Below are 20,596 nucleotides of genomic sequence, written 5' to 3' on the forward strand. Positions count from 1 at the left end.
GGTGAGCCACAAGAACCACGGCGCCTCGGTCGGACACCGCCGTCCGCCGCGGCGGACGCCTGCGACCGCGCCCGGGACAGCGCGCGACTGACAATTTCCGCGAGACACCGCCCCGGACCCGCCCCCGGGATCGTTACCGTCCGTCAACGCTTCGCGAAAACCGACGCTTTGCGGCTCCCGGAATGTTGACCCCGATCCTCGTTGCCCGGGACGGTCGTCCCCGGGTTACGGCTCGGCGAGTTCTTCCAACTGCTGGACGACGCGCTCGATCGGCGCGGTGGCGTCGATCTCTGCGGTCGCGGTCGCCCTCAGCAGTGGCTCGACGGTGGCCAGGTAGTCCATGACGGCGTCACGTTCTTCGGGCCGCTTGCCGTAGGGGTTGTTGGTCCGTGCTGCGATGCGGGTCAGCAGCACCTCCGCGGGAGCGCTGAGGAGCACGATGTGGTCGAACAGCGGACAGAACCGGCCTTGGTTGGCCTTGCAGCCGGCGACGAACAGGCTGCCGGTGTCGTGGCTGGTGAGGAGGTCTGTGAGGGCCCGCTCGCGCCAGATCCAGTCGGTGGACCCGTCCGGCAGCGTCACCCAGTGACTCCAGGCATCCGTGTCGGTGTCGACCGTGCGGTGCCCGCGCGAGTGCAGGCGCTCCAGCGCCGTCGATTTGCCGGTTCCCGACATGCCGGTGACCAAGACCTTCGTCATGCTCAGAGGCTGTGGGAGTTGCCGCAGCGTCCGTGGTCAGCCGTGACCTGCACGGTGCTCCTTGGCCGGCAGCTCGCGCCGCTGGCGGGTTCGGCAGGAATCGCCGGTGAGGGTCAGAACCTCGGCGTGGGGGCCGAGGCGGTCGATCTTCGCGGCGGCCACGACATCGTCAGAGAAGGTCTCTCCCCACCGCCCGAACGGCAGGTTCGGAGGTGAGCATGTCGAGCCCTGTTCGTAGCGGGATGCGACAAGCTGGAAGAACAGGTTCGCCGCGTCCTGATCGAACGGGATGTAGCCGACCTCATCCATGGTGATCAGCTTGTAGCGGCGGATCTTCTTCAGCTCGGCCTCCAGCCTGCCGCCTGGTGCGCGGTGGCCAGCCGGACGATCCAGTTGCTCGCGGTGTCGAACAGCACCGAGTAGCCGGCGTGTGCGACCTTCACCCCGAGTCCGTTCGCCAGGTGGGTCTTGCCCGAGCCTGGCGGCACCAGCGCTGCCGCTCCAGAGCGCCCGCCCATGGCCAGAACGTCGCTGGCGTGATGGTTCTGCCTTTCGCCGTACACCTGAACGTGCGCCGGTAGGTACGGCTCAACCTGCATGAGGCCCCGGAGCCTCTTCGGGCTGCTGCTGATACTTGGCCACGCTGATCGCTGGGGGCCTGTTGTCTCGCGGGCCGCGGCTTGATCGGTAGAAGTTCAGTGACGAGGATGCGAAAGGCGAGATCACCTGGGGAGGCGTGGTGCGTCTGGGGACGGTTGCGGTGACGGGCGCGGCGGGGAACATCGGGGCCGTCGTGCGCAAGGCACTTCGAGGTGAAGCGGGGCGTGTGCTCCTGCTTGACCGAGCGCCGCTGCGGCCGGAGGCTGACAACGAGGACGTGCACACCGTCGAACGCGGCATGGCACGGCTGAAGTCCTGGCAGATCTTCCGCAGATCCCCCATCAGCCCCAACCGCATGACCGTCATCATCAAAGCCGTCCTCACCTTGGAGAGGCAACGCTGAAAACACTCAGCGATACAGCCGCCAGGCAACAACCGTCAGCCCCTATGACTCCACGAGTTCAATCTCAGTACCACCTCAACTCCCGCTGGCGTAGACGAAATACGCGATTCCGGAACTGGCAACTGCCCTGCTTCGGTTGTGGTCACGTGAACTCGACACTCACATGATCAACGAGACCGTGCCAGCATCTGCATCTGGGCCCGCTCCGCACAACCGGCCATCACCGGGCGATCCCGCCCAACCCGCAAACACGCAGGGTCCCTGCCTTCGACTGGTTACGTCACACTGGCTCCCTCCGGCCAGTCCTCGAGGCCCGGCGGCCTGACCAGCGAAGCAATCACAGAATCACAAGACTCGTTCAAAAGGAGGAGCATTCTCCACTCGCCACCCCGCACAGCATGCATCCCGACCGACCCACTGGACTCATCCAACGCCTGAAAGAATCCATTCCAACCAAAGCGGTTCTCCCGAAATTCTTTGATTGCATCATACCGACCACGGTACGTGGGGACGAGGTTGGCCGCCGGCCCCATTCCGAGGGCGATGGTCTGCTCGAGACCTTCAAGGACCGCTTCGAGAACTGCAGGGGGAATCATTTTCATCGCCTCACAGCTGGATGCGCGAACCGTCCCCTCGATTTGCTCCTTCGAAATTTCGAGCAACATCAAAATCTTCCCCACTTATTCGACGAATGTTGACTCCCCCAGCATTTCACCTTGAATATCCACCTCGAACTCGGTTCGATAATCCTCTTCCACCCACGGTTCATCGTTCGAGTAAACATGGAATCGATCCGCTGGAATGGCGCTCTTCAGTACGGTGCCGCCTGTATCTTCTTTCAGAGCCGTCCTCTTGGCAGCAGCCTCCGAAATGGACGAGCTCGTGAAATCACTGTCAGCGTGACCGAGATGATGGAATTCAGGAGTTCTGGTGCCACCCCGCGGTCGTGCAACACCATTGGCCGCGTCATCGTGGGCCGGATTGTGCTCAACCGGTCTGGCCGCTGATCCTCGACACCCCTCGGTAAACGGTGATGCCGCCTACGCGGTTGTGAACCAGAATCGGCGTGGCTCCTGCGAGTACGAAGTACGTGTGCAGGTTGTCCACCGCGAGGTTGTACGTGACCATTTCCGCGGTGTAAGCACGTAGCGCCACGACGGAGACCGTTGCACCGTTCTCGGTCTGAAGTCTGTGCCCTACGCGAAGCTGACTGGCAGGCACCCGGCCTCGACAACCCACACGAACAGCTCAGCTGCCGGATTTCGAAGGCGCTCTGAGAGGCAACCACGCCGGGGGGTCGGCTCGTCCTGCCTCAGACGGGCCGCATCACCTGGGCCCCACCCTCGGGAGTGTCCTTCACCTCCGGGGGCGGGCCTGGGTTGCTCCAGTAGGTCACACCACCGATCGTGACCTTCCCCGCTGCCTCGGACAGCGGCAGATACTCAGTGCGACCGTCGGCCGGCCCACCGACGAAGGTCACCAGAACACTGATCCCACTCGGCTCCATCGAAGCTGTCGCCTCCACATTCTTCGTTTCGCCCGAGGGCGCGGCACCGCCGCCGGAACTACCACATCCCACGAGCGCAACCAGCAGGCCAACGCAGCCCACCGCTCTCAAGATCTTCACTCAGGCATCCTGCCAGGACCACGTCAGACCGCCTACAGCAGAGGTGATCTCGTCCCAGCCAGACCAAGATCGCGAACCATCAACTGGGGACGTTCATCCGTACGCAATTGGGGAGCTGAGGGCGTACGCCGACACCTCCGTGAGCAGATCATCCAGCAGTGGGGTGGTGGACCCCCACGGGTCGCCCAGGGCTGATTCAGCTGAACCGTCTCGACGATCTCCAGTTCACCCCCGGCATCCGGTTCTGCCCGTCCCCATGTTCCGGATCCCCCGCCGAGGGTTCGAACCTGCGCGGTGTCCCCCTGCATGCCGCGCCGATCACTTGGTCGCGGAAGCATGCCGCACCAACCGGACCCTGCCTATCCCCCTCCCGGGGAGAAAGAGGAGGGCGACACCACGTGGGCGCCCGCCCGGCATCCAGCGCCGATCCAGCGTCGGTAACGATAACCACGGACGACGACAGGTGACGAGACGTCAGTCCAACCCCCGCGGACCCAGCGCCCGGTACGCCGACGGGGCTCACCCCCAATCGGGCTGACCCCATCTGACCTGCGGGTTTGCGAAACCCACCTACGCCAAGGACACCCGCTACACGTTGAAGCGGAACTTTGACCGCAGACCTGCCACCTGCGCAAACAGGCTCGCCGGTGTGCGCATCCAGCACCGATCCAGCACAGCGGGGCTTCATCCAGCCAGCTCACGGCACCTGACCACCGGGCAAGCCAACCCAGCTGACGCGCCACACAGTTCGGGTTCCAGCTGAACTGACGGCGCGGATGGGGTCTTGTGCGGAGAGTGGTTCGTACTCGACGGGGTGCGGCAGCCCAGTGCTGGCTGTCGCCTCTGGCGGTTGTAGCAGATTCCGATGAACTCGAAGATCGCATTGCCCACCAGCGTTTCCGGCGCGACACACTGCAGGGTGTCGCGAATCCCGGTGGGCGCGCCAGCCAACGCTGTGGTCATCGTTCCGAAGGACAGCGCTTCGCCAGTCCCACATTCGCAGGGCCGCCTTCGCAGGGCCGCCGCCGTCAGAGTCCAGGTCGTCCGTCCTCAGTCCCGGCGACACGGCCACCGTCCGTACCAACACGGTTCCCCCGCCCGGCAGTGCCAGCTCGACGATCTCACCTTGTTTCCCCTGGGCAAACGCGCCCACCTGCCGGGACGCGATCGTGCCCGCAGGCACCACCACCGTGGCACGCGCCGACCGCACGGCGGCCACTTTCGCCACATCCCCGTATGTCCGCCATGTGCCTACCGCATGGCCTATTCGCTCTCCAGCACGGCAGACGGTCACGGAGGCCGTCTGGGGAACGCTGACCGGGAGGGCCGAACAGGATCTTCGGCATGTCGCCGGCCTTGGCTAACGGACTGTGGAAGACGTCGCTGTGCGCGGCGTTTGCAACCCACCACGTTCGGCGCACCATCGCCCGCGCAGCGTTCCTGACCCGAATTGCTTGCTGCGCCAGGGATGGTTCGAGACCATCGTAAGACGTCCCAAGCACCACAAGGGGCGCTGGGACAACTCAATAGGGGCAGGCGAGTCACATGTTGACGAACCGGGACGCGAAGGGCTAATCAACCATGTGGGCCGACGTCTTCGAAATGATCAAGAATCATCCGCTGACGCTCGGGCCACTTGCAGCTCTGGGCCTCTTTGCCGTGGACGTAGCAACTCTTCTGGGCGCCTATGTGGCGAAGTTGCTCGGGTTCCACGGTGAGGCGCACGGCCGGTTGATGCACCTGAGCGTCACATGGGGCGGCAAGGAAGATGAAGGTGTTGATATCGCACCAGATTCAACCGAGCCTCCTCCAACGAATCCCTGAGGTCGTCATGCGAGCCACGCATGGCGGAGGGGACTGCATCATGCATATGCGGTCCCGGAACAGTGCGCTCCTCTTGCTGTTCGATAGGCAGCATCGTGTGCTGTGCGATGAGCAGCACCTGACTCCTCTGACGGTGAGATGCCACAGCATCTCCACAGCCGGATGCTTCCGAGCATTGCGGTTGGACGCCGGTGACGAGGTGCACAGCGACCGGACTCCTATACCCAGAATCGGGTCGCGCTCCCTCTTTACCGAGGGAAACTCTGTGCTGGTCCGAGCGTCGCTCCGATAGTTCGGGGGACTGTTCGGAAGCGGAGTGCAGGCGTGGCCCCGAAGTCATCGGGGCCACGCTCCGCTCCCTGTCCGCAGCCGGAACGGGACACCGCTCTTCCGCAACACCGCTACCAACGGCAACCAGACCCTGAGCCCTTGTCGCCATTGCGGGCCCGGCTTCCGATCGTCCTCGACCCCGCTGGCTCCTGTAGCCGTCCGCCCAGCAGCGTGGACACCGCCCACTTGTGTGGTGACCGACCAGCCCATATCGCGGTCCCGGCGCCTCCGATCGACTCGCGACTCCAACGACCTCACCCTGATCGTAGAGACTGCGAACGGCCCGTACCTGCGGCGCATACCGCCGCCCCTGCCGCTGTCGCCCGGCGTCGGGCACGGCACGGGCGCCGAAAGGTTTGCTCACGCCGCAGCGGCCACCTGCAGGATGCCCGACTTCGTCTTCGAGAACCCGCAAGTCAGCAAAGGCTCCGGGCGCCGCGAGCTGGGGGAACTCCTGCTCCTGGCTGGGCAGCAAAACGCGGTGGCGCAGATCGGAGCGCGCACGATCGGCCATGCGGTTCCTCGCCCATCTCCCCCTCGACGTCCGCGTGGTCGCGGTGTTCTGCTGCCAGAAGGAACTCGGTCGCAGCACCGCCTGGGAATGTGTGAACCTCTACCTCCCAGACGCCGAGCGAGAAGATAGTGATGGCCAGCGACGACGAAGCTCTCAAGCAACTCAGCCACATCGCACGCGCGAGGGCATTCGGCAGGCACGTCGGGTCAGACCAGCTCATCCAGGCTGGGCTGGACGCCCTGATCGCCGGGGTCGAGAGTCCCTCCCTCGCCATGCTGGCCGGTCTCCTCCGGAGCGAAGAACCCGAGGCTCCGGCACTCTTCGACCAGGTGCTTGAGGAGTTGGGACTGGGCTTCCGCCCGCCCGCTGACCCTAGGGCTGCGAAGTGGGCAATGGCCTATTGGATCGCCGGCCAGATCGCCGACGGAACCCTGGATCCCGCCGTCGGCACCCACCACATCTGGGCAGACATCGCCTACGACCTCGGCTATCCCCAAGAGCTGGAACCGCTCGTCCACTGCGCACACAACCTGGACGGCTGGGAGGAGAGCTGGGGAGTCTCCGTCGAGGAACTCAACAGGGAAGCAATTGAGGCAGCGAAGCAGTTCGTGAGCACGGCGCCGACAGCACAGGTGGGGGAATGAGCCGACGCCTCGACGACATCGTCACGGAGCTGGCCACACGTACCGTGACGGCGATCACCAACATGAGCGACGAGCACGAACGGTGGGCGGTCTACCAGACGGCCTTCGAACGGGGCGACTGCTCCGACCTACTCTTTGACGCCGTGGCCGCCGAACCCGTACCGAGCGTCGCACTGTCAATCGTCCTCCAGATGCTCGGAACGCTCCCAGTATTGGCCCGCCCCGCATGGATCGAACAACTCGCCCTACCGGACAACCGGGAGTACGCGACCCGGCGTGCCAACGACATCGCGATCCTCCAGTCCGCCGAGGTGACGCAGCTGCTCGTGGACGAGGCCGTCCAGGACTCCTGGTCCGACTGGTTGCAACTGCGGCTGGCGGAGTTCTCCAAGGAACCCGACGTACTGAGCAGGCTGACGGCGAGAGGACGCACCAGGCGAATCAGGCGGTATGCCATGCAGCGCCATGCTGCCGTCGAGCGCGGACTCTTCTAGGTGTATTGATCACGAGCGTTGTTGCCGCGCGGGTCTTGATCATGGCGAAGATCTCCGGTGTGGTGGAGCTGTCTAGGAACACACCGCCCGGAGGTCTTCGTGTCTCACCGTAATGCCGGCTGACCGTTCACGGCAGACGGATCCTGGTCGAACGTGTCCTGTCGGGACGGCCGGTCGCGCATGTCGCAGGCAGAGATGGGCGTCTCGCGGGCAACCGGGCACAAGTGGGTGCGCCGATGGCGCCGAGGGCGATACGGGCCTGGCCGACCGCTCCAGCCGGCCCCGGGCAACACCTCACCGCACCTCCGCAGCGGTTGAGGCCCGCGTATGCGAGCTACGGCAGGCCCGCAAGCTCGGCCCGGCCCGTATCGGCCCGATCCTGGGCCTGCCCGCCTCGACGGTCCACCGCATCCTGACCCGCCACTGTCCGAACCGGCTGGCCTGGCTGGACCGCCCGACCGGCGAGCCGATACGCCGCTACGAACGCGACCGGCCCGGCGAGCTGGTCCACGTCGACATCAAGAAACTCGGCAACATCCCCGACGGCGGCGGCTGGCGCACCGTCGGCAGAAGCGCCGGCGCCCGCAACCGGCAGGCCACCACCGACCTGCGCAAAAGCAGCAAGCCGGTGATCGGCTACAGCTACATCCACTCCGCCGTCGACGACCACTCCCACCTGGCCTACAGCGAAGTCCTGCCCGACGAGGGCCAGCCCACAGCGATCGCCTTCCGGGCCAGAGCCCGCGCATTCTTCGCCACCCACGGCATCACCGTCGAACAGGTCCTGACCGACAACGGCTCCTGCTACAAGTCGAAGCTCTTCACCCGCAGCCTGACCGCGGCAGGCATCACCCACAAGAAGATCCGCCCCTACCGGCCACAGACCAACGGCAAGGTCAAACGTTTCAACCGCACCCTGCTCGACGAGTGGGCCTACCAGCGGCCCTACACCAGCAACGAGCAGCGGACCGCAGCCCTGGCAGACTTCCTCCACACCTACAACCACCACCGCAGCCACACCGCAATCGGAGGCCAGCCCCCGATCACCCGCGTCAACAACGCTGCGGGTCAATACAGCTAGACGCCCACCGTCTCCCGCAGGGTGAGCGCGGAGGCGGGGCGGGCGTAGGTCAGGGCGATGTCGCCGTCCGGTGCCAGCGCCGCCGTGGGGACGTCGGCCGGGCAGGGCAGGGTGCCCAGGGGCTGGAAGGCGACCGGGGCGGAGGGGGCGGGCTGGGCCCAGTGGTGGACGGTGTCGCGGCCCGCAGCGAAGACGTGGACGCGGCCCTGGCGGTCGGTCACCGTCGAGATCCCGTCCTGCACCTCGGAGCCGCCGAGGTCGGTCCACGCCCCCCAGGTCCCGCCGGGCTCACGGACCCGGGTGGTGAGCCCCTTGGCGGCGTTCCGCACGAACACGTGCACCCGGCCGTCGGCGGTGCGTACCGCGGTCGGCGGGCCGACCCGCCGCCCCCGGTCCTCCGTGTGCTCGGGGTTGCCGAGCGATGTCCAGCGGCCGGCGTTCCCGACCACGATCTCCCGCGCGTTGCCGCCCCCCTGCCCGTCGAGGGCCGCGAACCGCAGCCCGAACACGAACGTCCCCTCGCCCGGCATCGCCACGCACGCCAGCTGCGGTGCGAGCGGCCCGCCTCCCAGGTCCCTGGCGGGGCCCCACCGCCCGCTGCCGGGCGCGGTCTCGTCGCGTACAACCGCGTGCAGGCCCAGCACCTCGTACGCCGTGCCCGGCGCCCCCGCCGCGGCCGCGGCCGCGGGGACGACGACCTGACCGGCGCCCGGGTAGCGCCGGTGGGTCGAGCGTATCCAGCCCTTGCGGTTGGCCAGCGGCTCGTTGCGGCCCTGCCCGTAGTCGCCGCAGCCGCCGGGGTCGCCGCACGCCCAGTCGGGGTCGCCGCCGTACTGCAGCAGGAAGCGGGCCTTGAGCGCGACGGTCGCGGGCGGCAGGTTGAAGGGCCAGCGCTGGTTGTAGTAGCCGCGGTAGGCCGTGGTGGTGAAGCCGCGCGCACCCGACTCCGACCACCGCTTGAGCGCCTTCCACGCAAACAGCGCCACGGGCGTGTGGTCGCGGTGGTCGGAGTAGCCGACCTGGTCGCTGCCCTTGGGGTGCTGCTTGTCGTGGACCTGGATGTCCGGGTCGGGGTCGAGGGTGCGCACATGCGTGGGCGTGTACCGCTTCAGCAGCTCCACCAGGACGTCGACCAGCTTGTCGTGGGTGTACGTGCCGGTCGCGTCCGACGGCGACGGGCTGTCCAGGGCGGGCAGGTACGGCAGGGTCGTGCCGGGCTTGTCCCACAGCATCTGCACGCTCGCGCTCTGGTTCTGCTCGTGCATCGACACCTGGAGGAAGACCAGGCTGGCGCGCTGGGCGCCGTTGGCGAGCGTGTCGATCTGGGCGTGGAGTCCGCCCGGCAGGCTCAGCACCTCGCTGTGCCAGCGTGTGAAGTGCGGCAGCCCCAGCATGGTGGCGTACGCCTGACGCAGCCCCTGGTGCCGCGCCGCCGAATACGCCGCCGTGTCGGCGTGGTGGTGCTTGTGCGAGCCGCCCGGCGGGGTGTTCCACCCCACCGACTCGCCCGCGGTCACGTACACCGACACCACCGGGGTACCCGCCTGGATGTCGTGCAGAATGTCGGGGTTCATGAAGAAGAGGTCGTCGTCGGGATGCGCGAGCACCTGCATGGCCAGCGCCCCGGCCTCCCTGCGGTACGGGCCCGACGGCGGCGCCGGCGCCACCTTCACGGCAGCCTCGCGCGACGCGCCCCTGCACCCTGTCCCGGCCAGCGCCACGGCTCCCACAACCCCGGCCAACGCCGCGCGCCGGGAGGGATACCCTGTGTCATACGTCCTCATACTGGGCTTGAGTGGATTCCCCGCGGACGGGTTCCTTCCCGGGGGTGTGAGTTGCCCTACGGATCCGCGGGCGGCACGCATCGGGCGTCTCGGTCCACAGCCGCGCCCGTGGACGCAGGTCGTCCCCCCGCTGTTCCGCTGAGTGGCCGGGCGCTGTTGTGACGTCGGGGCGGTATGGCAGTTGGCGCAGGCCTCGTCGGATGGCGGTGATCAGGTCGTTCGGGTTGGCGAACGCGCGGTTGGCCGTGATGGTGCGTCGCAGCACCGACCAAATGCTCACGACGGGGTTGAGGTCGGGTGCGTAGGGCGGAAGCTGGTAGACGGTGAGCCAGTCACGCCCGGCGATGCAGCGGCGCATACCAGCGGTGAGGTGGGAGTTCACGTCGTCCCAAACCAGTACGGGCGGGCCGCCGAGCTGCTGGTGCGCGTCCTGGATCAGGTCGCGGTAGTCCTTCCAGGAGAAGCTCTTGCGGCCGTCGGGGCGGACGTCGGGGCAGGGCCGGTAGATCAGCCGGGACGGCTCGCCCGCTTTGTAGCAGGTCAGGGCGGCTACTGATAAGCGGCGGCGGGAGCGGCCCCGCACGCGGACGGGGTGTGGCCGCGGGGTGACCAGGTGCGAGTGGTCGGCGGCGTCATCGAGAACCCGGCCTCGTCCTCGAAGACGAGCCGGCCGTCGAGCGCCGCCACGGTCCTTCCGCGTCCGGCCAGGTCTCTTTCACCCAGTTCGCCACTCCTGCGTCGTCGCGCTCCACCGCCCGGCGGGGCGGCACCTGGCAGCTCCAGCCGTGTCGTTTCAGCAGCGCGGCGACACCCTGGACGGTGTAGCTCCTGTGGAACCGGCGCCCAATCAGGGTCTTGATCCGCGACAGGGTCCAGGTCTGGTCCGGCCAGCCGTGCGCCAACTCCTTCTCCAGTACGGCGAACAGTTCGTCGCTCAGGAGGGCAGGGACGCCGGCCCTTTCGAGGCCAGTGCTCTCGGCCCGTCCTGTGACCATGCCTTGCGCCGGCGCTGTACTGATCGGACGCTGAGCAGCAGGTCATGCGCAATGACCCTGTTCTCGACGCCCTGGGCAAAGCGCTCGGCCGCCTCCATCCTCAACTTCTCGCGGAGGACCTGCCGCTCGGCGGTCAGACCGCTCCGTGCCCATACCTCACGAACACGGCATACCGCAGGGATCAAGGACCGTCAGCCCCGCCGACACCGCCCTTTGAAGGTCGGTAGGTCCTGTCTGGAGTTCCCACACAGGAGCCAATCAGCACAACAGATGGTTGTTTCCATCGCGCAGAGGGTTGTTTGCGTGCCGGAGACCGCGAGGCTGTAATGCCTATCTGCACACCCACTGGTTTCCAAGGGATCACCGGGGGCGACACGTATCACTCACGGAAGATCCTGTCCCGACGGCTCAGCAGTTGGAGCACCGACCCCATGCGCAACGAACAACGCATCCGCAGTCGAACGCCCGAGTCCCGGGCCTTCGTGGAACGCGTACAACTCGTCATGACCTTGACGGCGCGTCTCAACGCCCTCCCCTTCGATGACCTCGACGCGAGGAGGACGCTGCTCGGAGAGATCTTCGGAAGACCCCTCCCCAACTCTCTGTCGATCCTGCCGCCCTTCTACTGCGACTACGGCCTCGGAGCCACCTTCGGCGAGAAGGTGTTCATCAACCAGGGTTGCTACTTCCTCGACCTCGGCGGCATCACGATCGGCGATCGGGTCCTGATCGGCCCCGGGGTGACGCTGAGCACCGCCGGTCACCCGGTCGAGCTCGATGAGCGCTACGACGGCATCACCCACGCCCCCATCGTGATCGAGGACGAGGTCTGGATCGGGGCTGCCGCCACGATCACGCCTGGAGTGACGATCGGTCGGGGCTCCGTGGTCGGAGCCGGCTCCGTGGTGGCGAAAGACGTACCAGCAATGAGCGTGGTGACGGGCACGAGCGTGGTCGAACGCCGACGGCTGAAGACACCGTCCGAAGCCGTCCGCGGTTCTGAACGCTGACTGTCCGCCTGGACCGATTCGACTTCGAGCTGCGTGTTGCGACCGTCCAGCGCAACCAGCTGCGGCCCCGCTACAAGCACGGCAGCGGCGACCGCTGCGGACGCAAGCCCGGCTTCTGCTCGCAGAAGGTCAACACCCGCCGGCGGCCTCTGGACGGAGAAGGCGTACGTGTTCGCCCCGCCCACCGGCGAGCCGCTTGAGCCGAACGCCGACCACCACGAGGGGAAGGCGCTCCTCAAGGCGGCTAAAGCACGAACGGGGTGAGCCGACACCGCACGGGCCGCCCGGCATCCAGCGCCGATCCAGCGTCCGTACCGATGACCACAACTGACGACAGGTGACGAGACGTCAGTCCAGCCCGCACGGATCCAGCGCGGATCCAGCGGGCGGTACGTCGACGGGGCCGGCCCCCACACGAGCCGACCCCATCTGACCTGCACGTTTGCGAAACAGTGCCACCTACGCCAAGGACACCCGCTACACGTTGAAGCGGAACCTTGACCGCAGACCTGCTACCTGCGCAAACAGGCCCCGCCGGTGTGCGCGTCCAGCACCGATCCAAGCACAGCGGGGCTTCATCCAGCCAGCTCACGGCACCTGACCACCGAGCAAGCCAGCCCGGCGGTACCCGATTGTGTGTTTTGTGCGGCAGACCCAGTCCCCCGAGTGGCGTGTCTGTCGGACCGAGGCACGGGGCTGGGGGCTCGGCGTTCAGGTGGGTGGCGCACGCGGGTGCCTCGGTCAGGCTCGAGGCACCCACAGCGTCGGAACCGTCTCGCAATCGTCGCGGAGCTGCGCGGGCTCGTGCCGGGGCTCGGACACCGGCTCGGCGCCCCCTGCGGGTGGGCCACTGCCGCCGAGACCGGCGACGGTGGCCCTACACGTCCACCACCGTTACCGTCAGCTACTGCCGTCAGGCGCCCCATTAGCGGCTACTGTCATGTAGGCCGTTGCGTTCGCATAGTCGAGCGTCTCGGACGAAAGATGGACCGTCTGTCCAGTCGCCTCAGAAATCACTCGCATAAATTCCACAACGTCTGCAATGTCTTTCTCCGTGTGAATACTTCGGGGGTCGCCTTGAAAGTCAATGAGTGTTGATGAATAGAACTGAGTAGTCCAGGACTGCCGACCCACTTGGACCGACAGGAGGTAGTCAACGTTATCGCCCTCATTGAACATTTCGGGATTTAGATCGACCGGCACATCCGAGTCGAAATGCTTCATTCCGAGGATGAAACCACCCACAGCGAGCCCTTCGATTACAGCGACCCATTGCTCATACGAAGCCGAAGTCACGAACACTTCGATCAGGCTATCTTCCTGCATCTTCAGGAACTGCAGGAGGTTCAAATACTCTGCATGTGTCACGGTGCGCCCATTCGGATGTTCGCATGATCCAGGAATCCAATGAATTCATCGGTGTCGGCATCCCACGCCGCACCCACGTCAGGGAGAAGGTAGCGTACGACATTGCGACCCTCAGGGTTCGTGTATCTCTGAACTGCGGACTTGGGATTCGTAAGCAAGTCGTTTACGAGATAATCCGACATGTCGACCCGATCTTTTCCAGAGTTGAGCTTGATCAGGCTTGTTCCTGGACGGTTCATGTGCTTCTGGTAGGCGCGAGAAGCTGCGCTGTCACCAGCTTTTCCATTGAGTGGATCGGTTGCGCTCCTGCTTAGATCATCGACGCTACTACAGTTGTGAACGAGGACCGGCGTGGCTCCTGCCAACACATAGTAGGTGTGTGTCGTCTCAACCGTGAGGTTGTATGTGACCATACGAGCCGCATAGGGGCGCAACGCGACGATGAGCGCGGTGGCGCCGTCACTGGTCTGGAGCAGGTGTCCTACGTGGAGCTGGCTGGCTTGCGTCCATGAGTGGGAGGTCGCGTCCCAGTACAGGTGGTGCGCCGTGCCGACGATTGACTTCGGGCCGCCTTCCGTGGCGACGGTCACGTTGACGTAGCCTCGGTCATTGAACGTGACGTGCGTGCCGGTGACGGTGTGGGCCTGGTCCTTCGTCCCGCCTTCGACTCCGGGTGAGGAATCGGCGACCGTGTCACCTGGCTTCACCTGGCTGATGGGGCGACTCTTGCCGTCGGGCATGAGGACTGGTGTGTCTCCTGCGAAGCTGTTGCATCCCGAGAACACACTAAGATTCACTTCGCTGTTTTGTGAATCGTAATGTGCGACAGCAAATGTTTCCGGTAGGCCCGCACTCCCCTTGCCACTCCATCCTTGGGCTGCACCGGTCGCATACACGAGAGCGCCACCGAAACCCTTACCGCACCCATCAAGTGAGAACTCGCACTCGGAGAACATCAGACCGGCGGTGAAGTCGTCCGTGTTCTCCATTTGTGCGAGGTGGAGAGCGTCAACGATCGCCTGGTTACACAACCCTTTGTCGTGTGCGCACACGTCTTCCCAGAGAAGGTCGTCTTCCCAGGCCGTAATGGACTCGCCAGGTTTCAGCCACCCGTAGTGCTTACGGTATTCGGCGTCGTAGTCCTTGGCGATTCGATGCAGGAGTTTGGTGTCTCCTTGAACCAGAACAGTCGGGCTGACCGCAGTGTAGAGCGGGATCGTGGGGGTGATGCCGGATCCCAGACCGGCGCCGGTGCCGGGCGTTGTTGATACGGCTGCCGGGCCCTGGATCCAGCCGCCTTCGTTGGGGCAGGGAGCGCCCTGGACCCAGCCGCCGCCGCACAGTCCTGTGGGGTCGGATTGGCCGACGGGGTTGTTGGCTGTGTAGGTGTAGCCGTTAAGGGTTTCGGGGGCGGAGTCGATGAAGAGGGGGTCGAGGCTGATGAAGTTGCCGGTGCCTGGGTCGTATTCGCGGGCGCCGATGGTGGTGAGGCCGGTGGTGGTGTCGGTGGGCTTGTTGAGGAAGCCGCGGTCGTCGAGCCAGGTGGTGGAGGTGCCGCGGGGGGCGCCGTAGGGGGTGAATTGGCGCCAGGTGGGGGTTTGGGCGGTGTTGTCGAGGTAGAGGCCGCTGGTGCCGTGGGGGTCGCTGATCTCGAAGTTGTAGTGGGTGGTGGTGCCGGTGCGGACGACGGTGCCGCCGCCGGGGAGAGCGATGTAGCGGACGGCTGTTGTGGTGTTGGTGGTGGTGTTCAGGGTGATCTGCTGGCCGGGCAGGTAGAGGGTCTTGCTGGTGGGGTCGGCCTTGATCAGCAGGTTGCCGTCAGCGTCGTAGATGTAGGAGACGCCTGCATCCGGGGTGGTGACAGCGGTGAGTTTCCCTGCGTTGTTCCAGGTCAGGGACTGGCTGCCCTGGTCGGGGGTGTTGCGGGTGATCATGTTGCCGTCGGCGTCGTAGGCGTAGGAACTGCCGCTGGTGCTCGTACCCGTGGCGGCGGTCTCGCTGGTGAGGGTGTGGGGCTGGCCCTTGCCGTTGCCGTCGTAGGCGTAGTGGGTGGTGGTGTCGGCGCCACCGGTGGTGGAGTGTTCGGTCTGGGTGTCGCGTTCGCTGCCGGCCGTGAACATCCAACTGGTCCAGTAGGCGCTGGCCGCGCCGAGCGGGTCGCCGACCATGGAGGAGTTGGTCGCGGTGGGTTCGGTGGCGCAGTCGTCTGTGGCGGTCCAGACCGTGTCGAGGCGGTCGAGGGTGTCGTAGCTGTAGCACTGGGTCTCGGCAGTGGTGCTGGAACCGAGGCGGGTGGACACCTGCTGGGTGATGTTGCCGACGGCGTCGTAGGTGTATTTCTGCTCGTCGACCTTGGCCTTGGTGACGGTGCGGGTGACGAGTTGGTCGGTCAGTGCGCCTGTGTGGTCGTCGTAGGTGTTGGTGATGTAGGCGAGGTTGTCTCCGGTGCCGAGTTCTTCCTGGAGGACCTGGCCGTAGGCGTTGTAGGTGGTGTTGCGGGTGTAGCCGTAGTCGGTGGTGCCGAGCCCGTTGGGCAGGTCGAAGCCGGTGGCGTAGGTGTGGGTGACGATCTCGTTGGGGAGGCCGCTGCCCAGCGGGTAGTTGTCCGTGTCGGGTAGGCCGGTGGTGGGGGTGTAGGTGTGCTTGAAGGTGTAGGACTTGCCGAGTTGCGTGCCCTGTGCGGCCGACGGGATGGTGACGGTCTCGCCGAGTGATTCGCCGAAGACGTTGAAGCCCAGGGCTTGGGTTTTGTAGGCGTAGCCGCCGGTGTAGGAGGTGGCGGTGGTCAGGTGACCGATCGCGTTGGTCACGCCGCTGACGCCGTTGGCGTTGTCGTACACCCACGAGGCCGTCTCGTTGTCCGCGGACTGGCTCGCGGTGTCCGCGGCGTACTGGGCGGTCTTCCGGTTGAAGGCGTCGTAGGTGGTGGAGGTGTACGTGCTGCGGGCGTCCTCAATCTGGGTGAGGTTGCCGTTGGCGTCGTACCACATGCTGCTTTTGCCGGCGTCGGGGTCGGTCTTGGAGTCGATCTGGCCCAGGAGGTTGTAGGTGGAGGTCCAGGTGCTGCCGGCGCTGGTGGTGGTGTTCTTCTGGCCGTGGCCGTCGTAGCCGTAGGTGGTGGTGTTGTGGGTGCCGCCGGTGACGTACCAGGTCCCGTTGAAGGTGTTGGAGGGCTTGGTGAGGGTGGGCGCGGTGGTGTACTCCTCCAGGGCGGTGGTGCGGCCGAGCGGGTCGGTGACGGTGGCCTTGGTGATCCCGCCGTCCGGCGGGATGACGGTGGTGGTGTCGCCGTTGTAGACGGTGGTGGTCTCCTGCTTGGTGACTGAGTACTTCTCGGAGTCGGCGACGACGACGCGGCCGAGCCCGTCGTAGGTGTTCCGCACCTGACTGGGGATCTTCGAGTCCTCGAAGGAGGCGACCTGGAGAGCCGGTACGTGGTCGGGGTCCCAGTAGGCGTTGTTCGTCTTGCGGACCCAGCCGTGGGAGTCGTAGAAGGACTCAGAGATCAGCCGGCCGCCCTGGGGGGTGGGAGCCTGGCTCTGGCGCGTGCGCCCGAGGGAGTCGTAGACGGTCAGCGACGTCACGTAGCCCTGGGAGTCATTGAGCCGTTGCGCCGTGCTTCCGGACACTCCGGACGCTGTGATGGTGTAGCTGTACAGGTAGTTGGCCGGGGCTGTGGTGGGGCGGGAGGCCAGCCACAGTGCGGTGACCCGGCCGAGCGCGTCGTACTGGCTGGTGGTGACCACGCCGTTGGTGTCCGTGGTCGACAGAACCAGCCCGCGGGCGGGGGCGTCGGTCTGGACGACCTGGTGGGAGGCGGGGTCGGTGACGGTGTGGCTCGTGGTCAGGCCGACGCTGTTGACGGTGTAGGCGATGGTGGTCTTGTTGCCGTTGCCGTCGTAGGAGTCGTGCTGGCGCCCGTAGATGTCGTAGGTCTTGCGCTGCGCGGTCTGCCAGGTGAAGGCGCCTGCCGCGTAGCCGGAGGCCTGGCGGATCATGGTGACGTCGCCTGTGGTGGGGGCGGCGGTCTGCGGGAAGGCGGTGCCGAAGGCGGTGTCGTCGTAGAAGGTGCGGGTCGCGGACACCACCTGGTCGGGGCGGCTCACCGAGGCCGGAGCGCCCAGGGTGTTGAGGGCCTTCGGGACGGTGGCGACGGTGCCTTCGGTGAAGCCGGAGCAGGCGACCGTGTCGGTCTCCTGGGAGGCGACGAGTCCGGCGAGGTTGGTGGAGGTGTTGGCGGGCGCGTAGGTGGTGGCGGCGCAGCGGTCGTAGGCGGTGTTCACCGGGACGGTGTGGCTGTAGCTGTAGGTGAGTTCGCCGAAGGTGGTGTGTGCCGGGTCGTCGTCGTAGGTGTTGTCGGTCTCGGTGTAGCGCCACTTCGTGGTGCCGCCGTCGGTAAGGGCCTGGCGGCTCCATCCCTCGGCGAGTTTGACGGTGTTGGCGGTCAGGTCCGGCAGGCCGGTGCGGGTGCGGGTGGCCAGTTCCGGGGAGACCCAGTAGGAGCTGATCGAGGAGTGGTCGATGGTCCCGCCGGCGCCGGTGTAGGCGGTCTGCTCCAGGGCGTTGCCGGCGAGCTGGTCGGTGTCGCGGTGGACGCCGCCCTGGGAGTCGGTGAGCGTGACCGAGCGGGTCGAGGATGCGGACAGCCAGTCGCCGTCCATGCCGCGGTAGTACGTGGACACCGACTTGGTCTGCGGGTCGTTCGCGCCGTCACCTGTCAGCGTGGTGACGGTGCCGTAGCCGCGGAACTGGCCCCAGGTGCGGTACTTGGCCTTGACAACCTCGTTGTCGTCGTGGTGCCAGGCAGCGCCGCCGCTGTAGGCGTAGTTGGTCCGCTGGGCGACCGCGCCGCCGGTGGTATCGGTCTCCAGGACCTGGGTGACCGCGTACTTCTCGAACCAGTCGCGCACCGGGGAGGTGTAGTCCTTCGGCGTCCAGTAGACCGGGTAGCACGACTTGGTGTTCTGGGCGGGGTCGGCCGAGGCCACGTACGCGACGGTGCAGGCGTCGGGCAGGTCGTAGGTGATGCCGGTGATGCCGCCCATCTCGTTGGTGACCGACGAGATGCGGTAGCGGTACAGGCCGGGGAAGGACGAGGTGTCGACGCGGTTGGCCAGGTCGATGCCGCCGAAGGTGACGCTCGGCAGGCTGATCGATGAGGTGGAGCCGCCGCCGGAGGTGTCGTTGCCGGTGTGGGTGATGGACGACAGCCACAGCGTCGGCGAGGTGCCGTCGCCGGTCGCGGGCTCGGACTGGCCGAGGGTGTAGGTGTCGACGGGCAGGTACTTCGACGCTGACGTCGAGTACTGCTGCATCGTGATCGAGGTCAGGCGGACGGTGGAGTAGAACGACGGCGAGTAGGCGGCGCAGGTGTCTCCCGATGCGCACGCGAGGTAGTACGGGACGTCCGGGTACTGCGTGGGTGCCGTGGTCTTCGACAGCGCATCACAGGTGTCGAGGGTGCAGCGCCCGGCGGTGCCGAACACCACCTGGTCCGGGACCGTGCCGTACGCGCCGCCGGCGCGGAAGCCGTAGTCGATCCGGGTCAGGTGCGAGTCGCGGACGTAGGAGACGTTGTCGGCGCCCTTGTTGCGGCCGTAGTAGTTGGTGTCCTGGGCGTAGTAGTACGCCATCGCGTTGTCGTGCGTGTCGGTGACGTAGTCCAGGTGCCACTTGTAGGCCGTGGTGCACACCGACGAGGTGAACCCTGCGGAGTTGTAGCACGGGTCGCCCGAATGGGCGGAGTACACCGGCACCGTGTCGACCGAGTGCGTGGTGGCCTTGCCCGATGACCAGCCGGGCAGCTGGTTGCGGCCGAACATGTAGCTCATGCCGGTGCGTTCGGTGACGATCCAGTAGTCCGTGTTGTACGTCCCCGTGCCGTTGTCCGCATCGGTGACGTGCGTGACCTTCTCGCCGCTGCCGTCCGCCGCGGTGTAGGTCTTCGCGGTCTTGTCGTAGACCAGCGCGGTGGACGAGCCGTTCAGCGACAGGGTGAGGATCGGGCCGTCGTAGCACTGGTCGCTGGTGGAGACGGGCGACGCGGTGCCCTCGGGGCTGTCCGAGCACGACGTGAAGGTCTGCTCGATGTAGCTGTCCGGGGTGCCCCACCCGTCACCCACCCAGGAGGCCTGCGCCTGGGTCGACGACGTCTGACCGTCGAGCGCACCGGAGTCATAGGACAGCCCCACCGTCGGCAGCAGTGACGAAGACGCACCCGGCACGGACATCGGGTAGCTGTAGGAGAACGTGCCCGTCGATCCACCGCCGGACCACGAGCCCTCAGGCTTCAAGGCAGTGGCGCTGTAGCTGCCCGCCTCGCCGCCGTCCCCGTCCGACCCTGCCGTCGCCGCCAGTACCACCGGCTGCACAACGGCGGCCTGAGAACCGGTGACGTAAGAGGCCTGCGCTGCCGTCGTCCCCGAGGCTGTGCCAGACGCGCCGCCCAGCGTCAGGTCGGCCGCGAGACTGCCAGCCGTCTCGTCGTGCGTGGTGTGCAGAGGCGTCTGCGCGCGGCACTCCGCCCGCCCCGGGTCGGTGAGAGCGCATGCCGGCAGCCGCACCAGTTGCAAGTGGGAGGCGTAGTTGCCGCCGAACGCCTGGGCGAAGCTGGCGTAGTCGAGGCCCACCTGGACGTCGCCCTGGCCGCCGGCCTGCGCGCCGACGGTGAACACCACGCCCGTCACGCCCAGCCGGGAGGCGTCGGCGTGCGGCAGGACGCGCACGTCCACACCACCCGGACCGCGGTACGAGCCCTTCTTCGGCGCGACCGCGCGCGCCCACACCGGCGTACCGGCGGCCTTCGCCTTGGCTCCCTGGTGCTGCCCGGTTGCGGGCAAGGTCAGCGCGGCTGCGCCAGAGGCAGCGGCTGGCCACGTGATCGCTGTGGGGTGGTAGGCGCGCTTCGTCTGGTCCTCGACCTTGACCGCCTTGTGCCCGAGGACTTTGCCCCCGGTGACAGCCGCGCTCTGCTTCACCGCCGGCGCCCCGGCGCGGGCCGGCTTCGCCACGGCCGGACCGCCGGCACCAACGAGGGACAGCGTCAGGGCCATCACCGATGCGGCACCGGCCCAACGCCGCAGCCGTACCCCTCGACGACCCGTCCTCCGGCCGATCCACGCTATCCGCGCCATGGTTTGCCCCCACCCCCACCTGCGGGCCGATGAGGGCCCGTCATGACCTACCGCGACCCCTACGGGTCGGCGGCCGAGCGATCATGGCAC

13 protein-coding genes and 4 pseudogenes are annotated in these 20,596 nt (G+C 66.6%); 6 read left to right on the plus strand and 11 right to left on the minus strand.

What is annotated here, in order from left to right:
- Positions 1 to 225: 225 nt before the first annotated feature.
- On the minus strand, positions 226 to 699 hold the full coding sequence (locus tag ACH4SE_RS28015; RefSeq protein ID WP_398546273.1) for an AAA family ATPase: 474 nt from the start codon (positions 697 to 699) through the stop codon (positions 226 to 228).
- A gap of 36 nt (positions 700 to 735) precedes the next feature.
- Positions 736 to 1,298 (minus strand): annotated as a pseudogene (locus ACH4SE_RS28020) (ATP-binding protein).
- Between the two features lie 287 nt (positions 1,299 to 1,585).
- Between ACH4SE_RS28020 and ACH4SE_RS28025 the strand changes: the two are divergent.
- Positions 1,586 to 1,702: pseudogene (locus tag ACH4SE_RS28025) on the plus strand (IS5/IS1182 family transposase); the annotation flags it as partial.
- Positions 1,703 to 1,977: 275 nt separating this feature from the next.
- On the opposite strand, the gene ACH4SE_RS28030 reads toward ACH4SE_RS28025, so the two are convergent.
- The 3 genes from ACH4SE_RS28030 to ACH4SE_RS28040 form a co-directional block, all read right to left on the minus strand.
- A complete protein-coding gene (locus ACH4SE_RS28030) occupies positions 1,978 to 2,367 on the minus strand; it encodes a hypothetical protein (protein WP_398546274.1) in 390 nt (129 codons plus the stop codon).
- A gap of 322 nt (positions 2,368 to 2,689) precedes the next feature.
- Positions 2,690 to 2,941, minus strand: a complete 252-nt coding sequence (locus ACH4SE_RS28035) for a polymorphic toxin-type HINT domain-containing protein (protein WP_398546275.1) — start codon at positions 2,939 to 2,941, stop codon at positions 2,690 to 2,692.
- Between the two features lie 73 nt (positions 2,942 to 3,014).
- The gene (locus ACH4SE_RS28040) at positions 3,015 to 3,329 is read right to left on the minus strand and encodes a hypothetical protein (protein ID WP_398546276.1); all 315 of its coding nucleotides are present in this window, start codon (positions 3,327 to 3,329) and stop codon (positions 3,015 to 3,017) included.
- 1,581 nt (positions 3,330 to 4,910) lie between these two features.
- Here ACH4SE_RS28040 and ACH4SE_RS28045 point away from each other — a divergent pair.
- The 4 genes and pseudogenes from ACH4SE_RS28045 (at position 4,911) to ACH4SE_RS28060 (ending at position 8,216) form a co-directional block, all read left to right on the plus strand.
- Positions 4,911 to 5,153 carry a hypothetical protein gene (locus tag ACH4SE_RS28045; protein ID WP_398546277.1) on the plus strand — a complete coding sequence of 81 codons (243 nt, stop codon included), beginning with the start codon at positions 4,911 to 4,913 and terminating at the stop codon, positions 5,151 to 5,153.
- Between the two features lie 975 nt (positions 5,154 to 6,128).
- On the plus strand, positions 6,129 to 6,641 hold the full coding sequence (locus ACH4SE_RS28050) for a hypothetical protein (RefSeq protein WP_398546278.1): 513 nt from the start codon (positions 6,129 to 6,131) through the stop codon (positions 6,639 to 6,641).
- Entirely contained in the window at positions 6,638 to 7,135 is a 498-nt protein-coding gene (locus tag ACH4SE_RS28055) for a hypothetical protein (protein ID WP_398546279.1), read from the plus strand. Before ACH4SE_RS28050 ends, ACH4SE_RS28055 begins: the two co-directional genes overlap by 4 nt.
- Before the next feature lie 99 nt (positions 7,136 to 7,234).
- Positions 7,235 to 8,216 (plus strand): annotated as a pseudogene (locus ACH4SE_RS28060) (IS481 family transposase).
- Here ACH4SE_RS28060 and ACH4SE_RS28065 read toward each other — a convergent pair.
- The 4 genes and pseudogenes from ACH4SE_RS28065 to ACH4SE_RS28080 all read right to left on the minus strand — a co-directional run bounded on the left by ACH4SE_RS28065 (position 8,213) and on the right by ACH4SE_RS28080 (position 11,093).
- Positions 8,213 to 9,889 carry a PIG-L family deacetylase gene (locus tag ACH4SE_RS28065; protein ID WP_398546280.1) on the minus strand — a complete coding sequence of 559 codons (1,677 nt, stop codon included), beginning with the start codon at positions 9,887 to 9,889 and terminating at the stop codon, positions 8,213 to 8,215. The pseudogene ACH4SE_RS28060 and the gene ACH4SE_RS28065 sit on opposite strands and share 4 nt — an antisense overlap.
- A gap of 271 nt (positions 9,890 to 10,160) precedes the next feature.
- A pseudogene (locus ACH4SE_RS28070) lies at positions 10,161 to 10,636 on the minus strand (transposase); the annotation flags it as partial.
- Entirely contained in the window at positions 10,633 to 10,995 is a 363-nt protein-coding gene (locus ACH4SE_RS28075) for a winged helix-turn-helix domain-containing protein (protein WP_398546281.1), read from the minus strand. The gene ACH4SE_RS28075 and the pseudogene ACH4SE_RS28070, both read right to left, overlap by 4 nt.
- Complete coding sequence (locus tag ACH4SE_RS28080) at positions 10,935 to 11,093, minus strand: hypothetical protein (RefSeq protein ID WP_398546282.1); 159 nt, start codon at positions 11,091 to 11,093, stop codon at positions 10,935 to 10,937. The genes ACH4SE_RS28075 and ACH4SE_RS28080 overlap by 61 nt, the downstream gene beginning before the upstream one ends.
- Before the next feature lie 333 nt (positions 11,094 to 11,426).
- Between ACH4SE_RS28080 and ACH4SE_RS28085 the strand changes: the two genes are divergently transcribed.
- Complete coding sequence (locus ACH4SE_RS28085; RefSeq protein ID WP_398546283.1) at positions 11,427 to 12,005, plus strand: sugar O-acetyltransferase; 579 nt, start codon at positions 11,427 to 11,429, stop codon at positions 12,003 to 12,005.
- A gap of 900 nt (positions 12,006 to 12,905) precedes the next feature.
- Here the strand turns inward: ACH4SE_RS28085 and ACH4SE_RS28090 are convergent.
- Together ACH4SE_RS28090 and ACH4SE_RS28095 are read right to left on the minus strand one after the other, a co-directional pair.
- A complete protein-coding gene (locus tag ACH4SE_RS28090; RefSeq protein WP_398546284.1) occupies positions 12,906 to 13,373 on the minus strand; it encodes a hypothetical protein in 468 nt (155 codons plus the stop codon).
- The gene (locus ACH4SE_RS28095; RefSeq protein WP_398546285.1) at positions 13,370 to 20,383 is read right to left on the minus strand and encodes an RHS repeat-associated core domain-containing protein; all 7,014 of its coding nucleotides are present in this window, start codon (positions 20,381 to 20,383) and stop codon (positions 13,370 to 13,372) included. The genes ACH4SE_RS28090 and ACH4SE_RS28095 overlap by 4 nt, the downstream gene beginning before the upstream one ends.
- Positions 20,384 to 20,596: the final 213 nt, after the last annotated feature.

Origin of the sequence: Streptomyces sp. NPDC020983 (genome assembly GCF_044333485.1) — a bacterium.
In the GTDB taxonomy this organism is placed as follows: domain Bacteria; phylum Actinomycetota; class Actinomycetes; order Streptomycetales; family Streptomycetaceae; genus Actinacidiphila.